Below are 14,910 nucleotides of genomic sequence, written 5' to 3' on the forward strand. Positions count from 1 at the left end.
GGTACAACCGGTTTGGATATCGAGTGATTGCAAAAACGCTGAAAATCGTCGCGGGAACCCTTGCTCTGGGTGTTGTCGGGGCAGTGGGGTACCTGTTTGTATCCCCTCCTGACCTGTTGAAAGTCGGAACAAACTATTCGGCCAAGATCGTCTGTTCCAACGTCTTCATCGCCGGACGCGATCCGGATGAGGTTTTGGCCGTCGACGTGCAGGCTCCGGGCCATCCGTTGCTTAAGCAAATCACGCTTGATGTGGACGCGGATAAGCAAACTGTGACAGCGCGGATTTTCCGGTTCTTCGCGCCTGCGACATCGCAGTATCGCGAGGGGCTTGGATGCACCAATATCCACGATGCCACGCTCAGCGACACGACACTGGCCGCGCTGGAACCTTTGCCTGATGGGATTTGGCCGGCCGGAAATGAGGTCGAACGATCCCAGGACCCTGAAATTGCCCGCATTCTGTCGGATGAGACGCTGCTTGGTGAAGGTCATCGCGCCGTGGTCGTCGTTCGCAATGGGCGCATAGTCGGCGAAAGCTATGGCGAGGGTTTTGACGAAAACACCCCTCTGCTTGGTTGGTCGATGACCAAGACCGTGACCGCAGGATTGATCGGCACCCTTATCGAGTCCGGCCAGATTTCGCTGGAAGACTCGCTGACGGCCAGCTACCCCGGCTGGGAACAGGACGGGCGCAAAGACATCACCGTCAGCGACATGCTGGCCATGTCCAGCGGCCTGCAATGGAATGAGGGGTACGGAGACGTCTCGGACGTCACCAGGATGCTGTATCTCACGGATGACATGGCAGAATTTGTCTCGGGTCAACCAGCGGAAAGTGAGATAGGGACGGACTTCAACTACTCTTCCGGAACGACCACCGCGCTGTCACGCGTCTGGCAGGATCTGCTGAGTGATGGCGGTCTGACCTATCCTCAAGAAGCCCTGTTCGAACCGCTTGGGATGACATCCGTTGTTTTGGAGACTGACGCCGCAAACACGTTTGTCGGGTCCAGCTACATGTATGCAACTGCGCGTGATTGGGCCCGCTTTGGCCAATTGCTGCTGCAGAAAGGGGAATGGGACGGTCAGCAGATACTTCCCCAAGGCTTTACGGACTGGATGTTTGAACCGGTTGCCGCGTCGGATGGAATGTACGGCAAGGGCCACCTGTGGCTCGAGTCTCCAGGTGGACTTCCACCGTTCGAAGATGCCGTCTGGCTGCAGGGGCATGATGGTCAGTTTATCGGAGTCTTCCCATCTCATGACATGGTGTTGGTGCGGCTGGGCTTGACCCCATCAAAGCACGGGTACTCGTCGCTTCCAATGGCCAAAGAGCTTATTGCAGCCTTCAGGAACTAAGGCGTCGCGATTGAAGGGCCCGTTAGGCGGGCTTTTCTATCAGTCCACGATTTGCGTTGCGATACGGGTATCTACCAGCTCTTCCTCAACCAAGGCATAGATTTGGTCGGGCGGTGTGTTCAACGAATACAGCAACAGCGATGGGTCGACATCCATATCGATCAAATGCTGCATTGTCTCGCCCTGCCCTTTCTGGATGTTTTCGACGGCAAAGACGACTGGGATTAGGCGCGGTTGCTCATAATAGTGTTGGTGCATACCGACGACACCTTGCAGGGACACAACGCGCTCCACCCCGCCTGCCAGAACGTAAGGACAAGCGGACATGCAAACTGAGCCGGTCAGGACTGCCGAAGACAGTCCAGCCGCGCGGATCTGTCTTCCGATCAACAATGCTTCGGAAACGGTGCCACCGGGGCTGTGCAACGCTACCAGATCGGGTCGGTCCTGCATCTCTGACAGGTAGGTTTCGAACCGATCCGCGTCACCCTTTTCGATCTGGCCAGTCACAAGGAGTACCCTGCCAAGATCGTCGACCATCTGCTCGGAAAAATCCAACCGGGTCGGGAAGTTCTCGGGCACGGGTACGTCCAGTGGCTGATATTGGGGCAGCAACGTTGGGTCGGTGCGGTCGGTCCGGTACTCACGGCGCTGATCGCCTGGTGAAACGGGACCTGTCGGCAGCTCAACCCGTTGCCTGAACGGGTTTTGCACCGCTTCTGACACGTCCGTCAGGACAAGGACACCTGCGATGACCAATTGCAGCACCAGCACATATCGCAGCCCATTTCGCAGTTCCACTTTGGACAGGTAGCCCATCACGTTTCGTCTTTTTTCGGCGTTGTACGATCAAGGATTGCAGCATCTGCAACCCCCATTGTCGCTTCGACATCCTTCATAGCGTTCATCGCCGCGCGCAGATCGGACAGGGTTAGGGTATCCTCGATACTCATACCGTCCTTGCCGCTCCGAATGGCGGCCTGCGTAATCGCCAAAACGAACACGAGAACCGCAGGAAGAAGATCGATAGCGATGGCTCCGGCCCACGATGGCACAAAGTTGTGGGCATACTTGATAACCGCATCCGCGCTGGAAATCGGATTGTAAGCCGTCTCGATTGGTGGCTCGGCCTCCAAGACCTCCTCAGCCGCGTTCCTGAGGGTTTGACCGCGCTGATCCAACGCATTCAGGACCGAGTTGATGGTCGACGACTGAGCGTCACGAACTTCCGAACTGCGCCCATCCAGTTCAGGTAGCACCACCGAAGACGGCAAATCCTGCGCCGCCCGCGCAACAAGTGGCGCTACGTTGTACTGGTTCAGGCGTGAGATCACCCCAGCCAGCTTGACGCTTTCTTCGGAAAACTGGACGGAACGTCGGTCAACCGGTCCGGGCGCGACCGTGAGTTCGCGCATTCTGGCCAGAATTTCGTTGCCCTGTTGAAATGCGTCCTCGATCAAAGGTTGCTGGTTGGCGATCTGTTCTTCCAGATTTCGAAGTTCCTCAGCCTTTTGCGTCAGCACCCGAAACACCGCGCCGCGCCCAGCGGTTCCAGAGAGATCACCGGACTGTTCAAGCTCAGCCAGTTCCTCAAAACTTTGGCGCGCACGTTCAACTTCGCGGCCGAGCGCCTGCCCACTGAGAGCAATGTCATGGGCCTGCTCCAGAGCCGCCTGATAGTCGCGCACCGTGTTTTCCAGATGCTGCTCAACCGCAGCCGCCCCGGCCAGAGCCGCTGCGTTCAGCCAACTGGACATGGCAATGATGGCAACCGAGCCGACAATAGTTGAGATCGTCAATCCAATGAAGCCGCTGGCGGTGCGCATCGACGGTAGTAGCCGCAGCATGTAGCTCCAGAACACAAAGATGCCGACGGAAACCGCGATTGAATAGGCGACGGCAGCAAAGAACGACACTGCGCCATTGTCTTCCAGAAGCGACGAGACCCCCAAATAAGTGTAAATCCCCGATGCAATCGCCAGCACGCCCAGAGCGGCGGGTGTGAACGTGTCTAACCATGCCAGATGCCCTTCGAGTTCCTTGGCCGTCCGCAGCCCCCTCGCCTCTTCGGCGGTCAGGCGGTCCCTTTTCTCTGTCATGTCACCCCACGCTCCAAATCGTTAATCTTGGTTAATCACAAGATAATAGCGCACAGGCGCAATTGGTATGGTGCGACCCGTAACTTCAAGTTGAGGGGCTTGGCTGGACTTGTGCAACCGTTGCGGTGCTTAGTTTATGAACCCTTATCAGCTGACGAACTGTCCGAAATCGATCTTACTCGAATTGCTACCGGGACGTTTTCAGACTGCCAACCAGGCCAGCCTCACAAAACTCCAGCAAGTTCTGAATCATCCCATCTGAGGCTGGTTCACTGCGGGGACCGGCCAAAGCCGAAATCCGCCATTCGGAAGCACAAAGGGCCAGCATGGACGATACAGAAAACACCAAAGCACCTGCCACGCGCGCAGGATCAGCCTTGGGGTATCGTGCACACAGTTTTTGCACGACCAACGAGGCGACAGGGTCAAAGTGGGTTTTTGTCAACGCGTGCCAGCGCACATCGGCCGACACAATGGCAACGATCCGCGCGTAGGCAAGCCACTGCGAGTTCCCACCGAATGCACGGCTCAACAAAGGCATCATGAAAGCCGCGATCAGGTCCCCGGCATCCCATCCCCCCTGCTCATCCAGTCGGGCGATTGCCTCAAGACGTTCTTGCGACAGCTCACTGGCGCGACGCGCAACGATGCGTTCGAACAGCTCGTCTTTTGGGCCACCGTGGAAGTTCACATTGGCCTTCTGGACCTGCGCGCGCTCAGCAATATCCCGAATCGATGCGCCCTCGAATCCCCGCTCGGCGAAGACCAGTTCCGCCGCGTCAAGTATACGCTCTCGCGCGGCTATGGATCGCTGGGATGGCGCCCTTTTTCTTTCTTTTACAGCGTGTTGTGCCATTTCAAAAACTAATTTGCCTTATTTCGAACGATCGTTCAAGATAAATAGTGTCGCAGGAGGAGAGGCGCATGGAACAGGTTCAGGTAGGAGCGGGCCAACCGGTCACGGTGAAGGCCCGCCCAGAAGAGTGTTTTGCTCTGATCGGCGCCGGGCCCATGGGGCTGGCGATGGCTAAAACACTTGTCGAGCAGGGGGTGCCATTTCAGGGATTTGAACTGGCAGATGATGTGGGTGGTTTGTGGAATATCGATGCCCCTCGGTCTACGATGTACGAGACCGCCCACCTCATTTCTTCAAAGAAGATGACTGAATTCGCCGATTTTCCGATGCTGGAAGAAACGGCGGAATATCCATCGCACCGCGAATTGAAGACATACTTTCGGGATTTCGCAAACGCCTTCGACCTGTATCAACACTTTCACTTTGGTGCAGAAGTTCTGAGCACGACACCTCTGGACGACGGTGGTTGGAAGATAAAGTGGCGCGACAAGACCGGCACCGAACACTGCCAGACGTTTGCAGGCGTTCTGATCGCCAACGGTACTTTGTCCGAACCTAACATGCCTGAATTTGAGGGTGAGTTCACAGGCGAGCTCATCCATGCCTCGGACTACCGTTACCCGACGCAGTTTACCGGCAAGCGTGTACTGGTCATCGGGGCCGGAAACTCGGGCTGTGACATTGCCGTTGACGCCATTCACCACGGGCAGTCCTGCGATATCTCGATGCGTAGGGGGTACTATTTCGTTCCCAAATACGTCTTCGGCATGCCCGCTGACACCATGGGCGGTAAAATCAAACTGCCCATGTGGCTTAAGCGGAAGGTTGACGGCACAATCCTGAAATGGTTCGTAGGCGATCCACAAAAGTACGGGTTCCCAAAGCCGGACTACGCACTTTACGAATCCCACCCCGTGGTCAATTCCTTGATCCTGTTCCACGCAGGGCATGGCGATTTAAAAGTGCGATCCGACGTTGAACGGTTCGACGGCAAGACGGTGCACTTCCGTGATGGCACCAGTGCCGAATACGACATGGTCCTGGCTGCAACGGGATACAAGCTGCATTATCCCTTCATCGACAAGGCGCTGCTGAATTGGCAAGGCGATGCGCCGCACCTTTACCTCAATTGCATTCATCCTGATCGTGATGACTTGTTCGTTCTGGGAATGGTCGAAGCATCTGGCCTCGGCTGGCAAGGGCGCCATGAGCAGGCTGAGATGGTTGCGCGCTATATCGCCGGTCTGAAGTCGGGGAACACGGCAGCGAAAGCCATCCGTGAAACCAAATCCGAAGGCTACGAACGCGCGACGGGAGGCATGAACTATATCGACCTGCCCCGCATGGCCTACTATGTCGACAAAGCGACCTACCGGGGTGAAGTCACGGGGCAGATCGCCGCGCTGAAGGCCGCACAGCCATGAGCGGTATTGATGAAGTTGTGCTGAACTTCGACGCGGGAAACTTGCGGCTCCTCAATGCCATCCTTGCCATCGTTATGTTCTCGATCGCGCTGGATCTGCGAGTTGATGATTTCCGCCGTATTCTACGCGGCCCGAAACCATTGCTGGTGGGTCTTGCGTCCCAGTTCCTGGTTCTTCCGGCCATAACTTTCCTGATGCTTCTTGCAGTCAACCCAATGCCATCTGTTGCTATGGGTCTAATCCTTGTTGCCGCCTGTCCGGGTGGGAACATCTCGAATTTCATGACACATCGCGCGGGCGGCAACGTTGCCCTATCTGTTTCTATGACCGGCTTTGCGACTGTTGCCGCAATTGCCGTAACCCCGGCCAATATTGCGCTTTGGGGGAACCTATATGGCCCGACGCGCGAAATCCTCCAGCGAACCGAAATCGATCCGGTAGCAGTGGCCATCACGGTTGGCTTTATGCTGATTTTGCCCCTGATCCTTGGCATGTTGGTCAACGCCCGGTTTACGCCTTTCGCGGACAAAATCCGTCGTCCCTTGCAATGGCTATCGATGGCGATCTTCGTGACCTTTATCATTGTGGCGTTCGCAGCGAATTGGGAGAACTTCCAGCGCTTTGCCACCGCGATCATCGGGATCGTTATTCTCCACAATGCTCTGGCGTTCATGGGCGGGTATCTGACCGCGACAGCCGCAAATCTGTCGGAACGGGATCGCCGGTCGGTCACTATTGAGACCGGAATACAGAATTCCGGCCTAGGGCTGATCCTGATCTTTGCCTTTTTCGGAGGGCTTGGCGGAATGGCAATTGCTGCAGCTCTTTGGGGTATCTGGCACGCAATCTCAGGCCTGGCGCTTGCCGCCTTTTTCGCAAGACGGGAGGTGCCGGAATGCGCAACATCCTGATTACCGGTGCCGCCGGTGCCGTAGGGACCGCCCTGCTGCAACGACTGGGTGAACACGCCGACATCAAAGTCATCGCGACGGACATTCGCGAACCCGATAGCTTGCCAGATAACACCCGTTTCCTGAAAATGGACGTTACAGGCAACGATCCTCTGAACGTCATCCTGGCTGAGGCTCCGGACACTATCGTACATCTTGCGTCTATCGTGACGCCCGGGCCGAAATCGACCAGAGCGTCCGAGTATCAGGTCGATGTCGAAGGCACACGAAATGTGCTGGATGCGGCGATCGCGGCCGGAGTGCAACGTCTGATCGTCACGTCTTCCGGCGCGGCCTATGGTTACCATGCCGACAACCCGACCCCCCTGCGCGAGACGGATGCGATACGGGGCAATCAGGAATTCGCCTATTCCTGGCACAAACGTCTGGTCGAAGAGATGTTGGCTGACGCAAGGACCACGGCACCCGATCTGGAACAGGTCGTTCTGCGGGTTGGTACGGTTTTGGGGACCAACGTCGAAAACCAGATCACGGCCCTGTTTCACAAACCCCGCCTGCTTGGTCTGAAAGGCTCAGACAGCCCATTTGTATTCATTTGGGACGAGGATCTGGCCGATATTCTGGTTCGCGCCGCCACCGACGGCCCCGCAGGTGTTTTCAATGTTGCAGGTGATGGCGCACTGACGGTGTCCCAGATCGCGTCGCAGATGGGCAAAACCGTTCGTTGGCTGCCGCCAGCGTTGGTGCGCGCAGTATTGTCGATTGCGCACCCTCTCGGACTGTCCCGGTATGGCCCGGAACAGGTGCGCTTTCTTCTGTACCGCCCGGTTCTGAACAACGCTGCGCTAAAAGGCGTGTTCGGCTATCACCCCAAATTCACAAGCGCCGAAGCATTCAAACGCTGGTGGGAGGCCGCCCGATGAGACCAACTGCTGTCATCACTGGCGGAGCCGGCGGTCTGGGCCGCGCCCTGTCCGGCGCGCTGCGGGATCAGGGCTGGCACACGGCGTTGATGGACCTGCCGGGTCCGGAACTTGACGCGCTTGCAGATCTTGGTGAGGTGAGCGTCTATGCCTGTGATCTGACTGACCGTGATCAGTGCGAAGAAACCTGTTCCCGGATCATAAGCTCAAGAGACTCAATAGACCTCGTCATCTACAATGCAGGAGTTTCTCAGATCACCGCATTTTCCGATAGCGACATGGATTCACATCGAAACCTGTTCGAGATCAACTATTTCGCGGCTGTAAGCTGCGCCCGGCATTTTCTGGCGCCGATCAGAAAATCCAAGGGAACGCATCTGGCGATATCATCCGTTGCGGGCTTTGCGCCTTTGGTCCATCGCACAGCCTATGCAGCCAGCAAGCATGCGATGGAGGGGTTCTTCAAATCCCTTAGGGCCGAGGAAACCGTACATGGGGTTCGTGTATCCATCGCCACCCCCTCTTTTGTGGCAACGAATATTGGCCGCCCCGATGCGGCAGGCAACGGGTTTGTTCGCCCCGGTTCCGCCTCGGACGGCATTGATTACATGGAACCCGAAGCCGCGGCTCAGGTAATTCTGCGTGGGTTCCAGCGTGGCAAGGATTACATCCCTGTCGGCCGCGTCGCGCGCATTGCCAACCTTCTTAACCGTCTGGCCCCGGATTTCTATTTTCGGCAGATGATGCGTACGGTTGGCAAGAGGCGATCCTCCTGACCCTTTGCGGTGCCTAAAACCGTCAACCGACTGCTGCCTCAAGCGCTGATTTCAGCATCTGTGCGTCAATCGGCTTATGCAAAAGCGGAAGGTTCGCCGTCTTGCAGTATGCGGCCAACTCAGGCGATCGATTTGCTGAAATGATGCACCCAGGCAGGTGTCCAAACTGTCGCGTTAGGTCCGCAATGGCATCGGTTCCTGTCTTTCCGTCGCTAAGCTGGTAGTCGGCGATCACGACATCCGGCAAAATCCCGATCTCGTGCAGAAGGTCGGCCGCCACTTCTGTGCTTGCTGCTTCAAGCACCTGAACGCCCCATGCCTCCATGGTCATGCTCAGTGCCGCCCGCAAGTTGTCATCGTTTTCGATCAACAAAGCGATAGTTGTGGTCAGCACTTCCGAGTTTGATTTCTTCGCCGCGATGTCATTGTTTTGTTCGGCACCTGTCTCCTCAGCCGAAGGGACTTCAATCGAAAATCCGGATCCGCAACCCAACTGCGACTGCAGTTGAATGGGGTGTTTCAGCAAACCGCAGGCCCGTTCCACAATGGCAAGACCCAGCCCCATGCCCTCAGCCGCACTAGCATCTGAGTGGAGGCGCTTAAACTCCTGAAAAACAATGTCTTGTTGCTCGGCGGCGATGCCGATTCCGGTATCCCAAACCTGAATTGCAAAAGTGTTCTTCCGGTGTCTCACTCCAACTAGAACCTTTCCGGTTTCCGTATATCGGATCGCATTCGACAACAGATTCTGAAGAATGCGTCGCAAATAGCTTGCATCACTTCTGACCACGGCCTCGGTACCGACAAATCGCAGCTCAAGCCCCTTGGCTTGCGCAACCGGTCTGAACGCGTCTTCGAGCTGTGAAAAAAGCTCTCCGACCGAGATTGACGACAAATGAACGGATGCCCGTCCGGAATCCAGTTTCGAGATATCAAGCAGCGCTTCAAGAATGTGCTCTACACTATTGAGCGCGCTTTCCGCTTTTGCTGCGACCGCGCTTGCTTGGGCCTCATCCAATCCACCGCCGAGTGTCGCAACGTAAAGTTTAGCTGCTGAAAGCGGCTGAAGCAGATCATGGCTGGCCGCCGCGACAAATCGCGATTTCGATGCGTTGGCGCGTTCCGCCTCGTTCAATGCATCTGCCAGTTCTATCGTGCGGGACGCAACGCGCTGTTCCAAGAGTTCCTTGGCCTCATACAGGGCCTGCGCCGATTGACGTTCGGCCGTGATATCGGTGAACGAAATCACGAAACCCCGGTCCGGCATCTCCTGCGCAAAGACTGACAATATCTTGGTTCGACCGCTGTGCATCTGAAACTGCAACGGCGGACGCTCGGTGGAGCAATTGACCCAGGCAAGCAGATCAGCATCCGTCACGCCGCCCTCAAAGCGAATGGTTGTGCTGAGACGATTGAACAGAGTTCGAAACTGCGCCCCCATCTGGAACTGAGAATTGGGAATGGCCAGCAATTCGCTGGCCCGGTTGTTCCACCCGACCAGACGTAGCTTGCTGTCGAATATGCAAACCCCCTGATCGATATGTTCCAGCGTCGCGCGGATCAGTCGGGCCTTGTCGTCAAGGATGCGGTCCCTTTCCTGACGCTCAAGCCGCATGATGTCAGAGATATCCGTCTGCAGGATAACGGTGCCGCCGTTTGGCGTGCGGTGCTCGGACACTTGCATCCAACGGTTGCAGCTTAGGCGGACGTTGAAGACCACGTGATCGTCGGCATGGCGTGCCATCCGACGCCGCACCCAATCTTGTGGTTCAACCGCATCAGGAAGCGACAGGAATTTGGACTGGCTGACCAGCTCTACATATTCGGTAAAGCGCAAATCGGGGGTAAGCTGGTTCTGGATGTCCGGCATATGCAGGCCGAAACGGCTGTTGCACAGCACCAACTCTTCATCGAGATTGAATAGCGCAAACCCCTCTTGCACGGCCTCGATTGCGTTCGTGAGGTCTGCCCGCGCCGCTTCGGTTTCCTGATTGGCCTTGGCCAGACGGGCGTTCGAGTCGTTTAGCAACTCCAGTGCGCGCTCAAGTTCATCCGTGCGCGCCCTTACTTCCTGTTCCAGCATCGCGGCCCGCTGGAACTGAGCGTAGGCCGCACCAGAGGCATCGGTGGATTCCTCGACCCGGCGCATCAATGCCGCCACGATTTTCAGCAGCTTCTCATTCTGGCGATCCAGAGGGTCACTCGGATCGGTAAGGGATTCTATCATCGCCTAAACCTCTTCCGGCGGATAGATCGCCACTCCGGTCAGCGTCTGATTCACATGGATCGAGTTGTATTGCTCACCATATGTCGAAAAACCAACCACGTGATTTGCGGACAGAAGGCGGGATATCTCGCCGGTCTTTTGCTTTTCCTGCGCTTCCAGACGACGCAGGATGCAATCGCAACCAAGGATCGTGTCCGGATGCACATCCTGTGTCAGGGCCGCTATTTCTTCCTCGAGATGCGTTGCCATGTCCCGTGGTTCCGCCAGCGTCAGAACCAACCCCTCATCGATCGCTGAGAAAAACACCAGATCACCGTTTCCAGCGACCCGCTGTATGGCCCGCACGTGATGCTGCCCGCCGATCTGCACCACGACAGGGTGCGCCGCGAAGGTGAACGTCGTCAGTTGGTCGGGGTCTTTGCCGAGGATTCGGGCATACTCACGGGCGGCAGGCTCTGCGTTGATTTCCTGCACAATGCGTCGCGCTGGGTCGGCCTTGGTCACCACCATGCGCCGGGCTGTCGGAATCAAGTGATCTGTCTTGAACACCTTGATCGGACAGCGCGTACGCACCTGCGTAAGGATCGCCGCATTCTGCATGGCCTGACCGTCATTCAGCACATAGGTCCTGCCAAATCGGGTCCCGTCCCCGGCGGATCCGCCGAACAGGGGCACCGGCCCCAAACCGATGGCCAGCTCCGACGTCAGAACATCCTCTTTCGTAGACATCCCGTCGATCATCAAAAAAGTGAACTCGTGCCTCCAATCCGGTGTCGTCACCGTCATGTCATTACGATTGCGGATCATCTGATCGATAATTTCCTGCGCCGAAAAATCCCCAAGGTCGGGAACCAGCAGGGTCCGCGTCTCGAAATGCGAGCTCGGAAAACCGATGGCAACGATCTGATCTTCACTGTAACCGCAATCCGCAAGCTCACCCGCCGTCGTACATCCGATCACGGGCGTTGGCGCAAAGATTGACTTAGCCTCGGCAATAACGGCCGCAGCGTCCGCGCTGGGGCTTACAAACAGAATGACAAATGACAAGGCGTCTTCGCCCAAGGATCCGGCTAGCTTTGCTATCGCCTGATCCGTCTTACAATGTACAAATCCTGTTTTGACGATACCTGACGTACGGGCGGTGGCTGTTGCCCACCCGATTGCTTGGTTCATCGTGCCTTCCTCCCTAAAAAGCGCGACGTCTTCATAGGATATGGTGCCAAGGCTTACTCTTGCAAGACGCTTGCAAGGGACGCTTTCTTGGCGATCAGCACAGCCTGGGTTCGGCTCTGCACGCCAAGCTTGCGCATAATCGCGGTCACATGCGCCTTTACTGTGGTTTCTGCGATGGACAAGTCGAACGCGATTTGTTTGTTCAGCTTGCCCTCACAGATCAGTTGCAGGATGCGCGATTGCTGATTTGTCAAAGTGGCAAGGCGATTGACCGCGTCGTTGTGTTCGTTGTCTCCGTCAGCTTTGATCAGTACGCAACCCTCAGGCACGAAAACGTCGCCGGAATGCACCGTCTCAATGGCGATACGAAACACGTCGCGTTGACTGTGTTTTGGCACGTAGCCCGAAGCTCCGGCATGGATCACCTGGCTGACCACGCGGTTTTCGGAAATCGATGACACCACGATGACCGGCGCGTTGGTCGCAGACTTCAGCCTAACCAACCCCTCAAGCCCGTCCACATCCGGCAAGTTCAGATCCAGCATAACCGCGTCAGGCTTGAGCCCGTCGGCAATCAGCGCAATCGCGTTTTCAAGCCTGTCGGCGGTGTGGATTTCGCCAATATCGGCCACGCTTTGCAGCGTCATCGACAACGCGTCACAGAACAGAGGATGATCATCGACGATCAAAACCTTGTCGAATTCGCTTTGTCCGGCAGTTTTTGCGTGCATGAAATCTGGCCTTTGCAATCAAGTTGCCACACCCTAACCAATCCTAGCAACCGAATGGAACTGCGCCTACTGGCGGAAAGTCGTAAGCGCAGATCACACACCACCCTAGATTGACCTGCCCTTGATTTCGAAAGACCGCTTTAGAACAGCCGTCACTTTTGCTCCGATTTGGGGTGCTTCGGAATTCCTTGGCCCCGCAATGTTCAACACCACGTCCGGGCGGGACATGATCCACGATCGCACCTGACGCGCGCAGGCATCTATCCCATTCCGAAGGTCAACGACCAGGTGCGGTTTTCCGACCTCTTGAGCAAAGTCGATAGTCAACTGAGTTCCCGGGCTGATCGCCCCGTCCTGAAACACCAGCAAAGCACCACTGTCTCGGACATTCAGCTTTGTCCGCTCACTCACATCCTCAGACGACGTTTCGACCAACCCTGTGAACCGCTCTGGGATTAGGCCGTCCTCGTTCGTGCGTCCTTTGGGCACCCAACCGCCGTAAGGAATGTCGTTCTCAAGCGCAAATTGCAACGAAGCCAGATCGACGCCGGTCTGTCCGCCTGTCATGATCTTCACAAAACGCTCCTTACCTGCATCGATTGGCCCGACCGTTGTTCCGCGCGACCTGATTGCCCCACCGCAGAAGGTTGACGTTGCAATCGTCGCGGTCGATCAACACCTCGATCAGGCACAAACCGTCATGGCCCTCAGCCTTTTTGATGGCTGCGTCCAACTCGCCTTCGGTCACGACGCGACATCCCCAGGCATTGCCTTCGCCAGCGCCGAACACTTCGATCAGGCCTGCGTAATCCCAATTCTTGATCGTGTTGTACGGGCCGTCGTGGATTTCCACTTCGATCGTGTAACCGCCGTTGTTGATCAGGAAAATAATCGGCTTTGCGTCATACCGGATCATTGTCGAGATTTCCTGAGCCGTTAGCTGAAACGACCCATCGCCGATGCACGATATCAACCGGCGATTACCTCTGCCCAGCGCGTAACCCAGCGAAGCACCAACAGACCAGCCGATAGACCCGTACTGCATCTGAATCTCGAAACGCGCGCCATCGGGCAAGTTGGTCTCCATCCCGTTAAACCAGGAATCCCCTGTTTCCACGAGCAGTGTACTGTTGCCATCCAACATCCCCTGAATTCGGGCGAACAACTGTCGAACCGTAACGGGCGTTTCTGCCGCGCCGGGCTCGGGCGCGCTTTGTTCGGTTCTGACTCTCTCAAAGGCCGTAATCGCACTGTTGTTCGGCGTAAGCTTATCGGTCAGCGCTTCCAGAAACTCGTCCATGCGGACATTGCTGAAATGTGTCTCGCCCAATTGAACCGACGTCGGGTGAACCATGACCGCCTTGCCGGGGTCGAAGCTCAACTGATGACCGGTCGTTGTGTAGTCGGTGAAAACGGGACCGACGAACAGCAACCCGTCTGCGGCATCCACGATCTCACCACAGCCCGGTGTGCTGACAGGACCCCAATAGATGCCCATAAAGTTGTCGTCTTCTTCGGACAGGAAGCTTTTCGCATTGGGCATCGACGCCTGCGCATATTCGCACGCCTTGGCCAGACCGCGCAGCGACTTTTCGGCCTGACCCGCGCGGATCTTGCTACCGGCGACCAGCACCGGCCGCTCCGCGGCGTTCAGAAAGGCCGAGGTTTGCTCAACCGCAGCCGCCAATGAATTGGGGTCGCTAGCCGATTGTCTGGCAAAGCTTCGGGAAATGGGCGCGGATGTGGGCGCGCCGGCAATGTTCGAGGCTATTTCGATATAGACTGGCTTTCGGCGCAACATGGCTGTGTCGATGGCCCGATCAATCGCCACGGGTGCCAACGAAGGGTGGTGAATTATGACTGCTTCGGCCGTAACGCGCGCGAACATGTCACGTTGATAACCATAGTCGACCTCGCCCAATGTGTGGTGCAGGTATTCCCATTCGGCCTCAGAGTTGGTGTTTGGCCCACCCGAAATCGCTATCAATGGAAGGTCTTCGGCATAAGCCCCTGCCACTGCGTTCAGCAGGCTCAATCCTCCGACCGAATAAGTGACAACCGCCGCCGAAGGCCCCCCGGTTGCGCGCGCATAGCCGTCCGCGGCGTATCCGGCATTCAGCTCATTACAGCAACTGATCATTCGCATGTCCGTGTTGCCAAGCAATTCGTCCAACAACACCAGATTGTAATCTCCGGGTACCACAAAATAATCCGCGATCCCCGCCTCATGCAGTCGCTTCGCCAAATACGAGCCAACCGTCCAATGTCCTGAGGTCATAACACATTCCCCACAAAAAATTTCGTTAGAAGATATGTGCGCATCCTATTGGCAAACGTCGGATTTTCAAAATTACCGAAACGATTTAGCAACTGCCATGCCCAACCCGTGACTTCCGGCCTCAGCATCTGGCTCTCTCAGCGTTTCGCTT

General features: G+C 56.5%; 13 protein-coding genes. 5 read left to right on the forward strand and 8 right to left on the reverse strand.

Features of this window, described 5'->3' with window-relative positions:
• The first annotated feature begins 23 nt into the window (after positions 1 to 23).
• Positions 24 to 1,361: a serine hydrolase domain-containing protein gene (locus tag ACR0AA_RS20590; RefSeq protein ID WP_480663523.1), complete on the forward strand. Its 1,338-nt coding sequence runs from the start codon at positions 24 to 26 to the stop codon at positions 1,359 to 1,361.
• A 39-nt stretch (positions 1,362 to 1,400) separates the two neighbouring features.
• On the opposite strand, the gene ACR0AA_RS20595 is transcribed toward ACR0AA_RS20590, so the two are convergent.
• The 3 genes from ACR0AA_RS20595 to ACR0AA_RS20605 form a co-directional block, all read right to left on the reverse strand.
• Positions 1,401 to 2,180, reverse strand: coding sequence for a COG3904 family protein (locus ACR0AA_RS20595; RefSeq protein WP_480757102.1), 780 nt, complete (start codon positions 2,178 to 2,180; stop codon positions 1,401 to 1,403).
• The gene (locus ACR0AA_RS20600) at positions 2,180 to 3,460 is read right to left on the reverse strand and encodes a hypothetical protein (RefSeq protein ID WP_480663527.1); all 1,281 of its coding nucleotides are present in this window, start codon (positions 3,458 to 3,460) and stop codon (positions 2,180 to 2,182) included. Before ACR0AA_RS20600 ends, ACR0AA_RS20595 begins: the two co-directional genes overlap by 1 nt.
• A 187-nt stretch (positions 3,461 to 3,647) precedes the next feature.
• Positions 3,648 to 4,316 (reverse strand): TetR/AcrR family transcriptional regulator, encoded by a 669-nt coding sequence (locus ACR0AA_RS20605; protein WP_480757105.1) that lies wholly within the window; start codon positions 4,314 to 4,316, stop codon positions 3,648 to 3,650.
• 68 nt (positions 4,317 to 4,384) lie between these two features.
• Here ACR0AA_RS20605 and ACR0AA_RS20610 point away from each other — a divergent pair, with 68 nt between their 5' ends.
• Genes ACR0AA_RS20610 through ACR0AA_RS20625 form a run of 4 tightly spaced genes read left to right on the forward strand, consistent with a single transcriptional unit; the run spans position 4,385 to position 8,350 of the window.
• Entirely contained in the window at positions 4,385 to 5,740 is a 1,356-nt protein-coding gene (locus tag ACR0AA_RS20610) for a flavin-containing monooxygenase (protein WP_480663531.1), read from the forward strand.
• Positions 5,737 to 6,651, forward strand: a complete 915-nt coding sequence (locus ACR0AA_RS20615) for a bile acid:sodium symporter family protein (protein ID WP_480663533.1) — start codon at positions 5,737 to 5,739, stop codon at positions 6,649 to 6,651. Before ACR0AA_RS20610 ends, ACR0AA_RS20615 begins: the two co-directional genes overlap by 4 nt.
• Positions 6,636 to 7,574 (forward strand): SDR family oxidoreductase, encoded by a 939-nt coding sequence (locus tag ACR0AA_RS20620; RefSeq protein ID WP_480663535.1) that lies wholly within the window; start codon positions 6,636 to 6,638, stop codon positions 7,572 to 7,574. The genes ACR0AA_RS20615 and ACR0AA_RS20620 overlap by 16 nt, the downstream gene beginning before the upstream one ends.
• Complete coding sequence (locus tag ACR0AA_RS20625) at positions 7,571 to 8,350, forward strand: SDR family NAD(P)-dependent oxidoreductase (RefSeq protein ID WP_480663537.1); 780 nt, start codon at positions 7,571 to 7,573, stop codon at positions 8,348 to 8,350. Before ACR0AA_RS20620 ends, ACR0AA_RS20625 begins: the two co-directional genes overlap by 4 nt.
• Positions 8,351 to 8,372: 22 nt before the next feature.
• Here the strand turns inward: ACR0AA_RS20625 and ACR0AA_RS20630 are convergent, their stop codons facing one another.
• The 5 genes from ACR0AA_RS20630 to ACR0AA_RS20650 all read right to left on the reverse strand — a co-directional run bounded on the left by ACR0AA_RS20630 (position 8,373) and on the right by ACR0AA_RS20650 (position 14,759).
• Entirely contained in the window at positions 8,373 to 10,577 is a 2,205-nt protein-coding gene (locus ACR0AA_RS20630) for a hybrid sensor histidine kinase/response regulator (protein ID WP_480663539.1), read from the reverse strand.
• 3 nt (positions 10,578 to 10,580) lie between these two features.
• Complete coding sequence (locus tag ACR0AA_RS20635) at positions 10,581 to 11,750, reverse strand: FIST N-terminal domain-containing protein (protein ID WP_480757111.1); 1,170 nt, start codon at positions 11,748 to 11,750, stop codon at positions 10,581 to 10,583.
• 53 nt (positions 11,751 to 11,803) lie between these two features.
• Positions 11,804 to 12,481: a response regulator gene (locus tag ACR0AA_RS20640; protein ID WP_480757114.1), complete on the reverse strand. Its 678-nt coding sequence runs from the start codon at positions 12,479 to 12,481 to the stop codon at positions 11,804 to 11,806.
• 105 nt (positions 12,482 to 12,586) lie between these two features.
• Positions 12,587 to 13,048 carry a putative molybdenum carrier protein gene (locus ACR0AA_RS20645; RefSeq protein WP_480663872.1) on the reverse strand — a complete coding sequence of 154 codons (462 nt, stop codon included), beginning with the start codon at positions 13,046 to 13,048 and terminating at the stop codon, positions 12,587 to 12,589.
• 19 nt (positions 13,049 to 13,067) lie between these two features.
• On the reverse strand, positions 13,068 to 14,759 hold the full coding sequence (locus ACR0AA_RS20650; protein ID WP_480663545.1) for a thiamine pyrophosphate-binding protein: 1,692 nt from the start codon (positions 14,757 to 14,759) through the stop codon (positions 13,068 to 13,070).
• Positions 14,760 to 14,910 lie beyond the last annotated feature (151 nt).

This window comes from Ruegeria sp. CE8 (genome assembly GCF_056537465.1).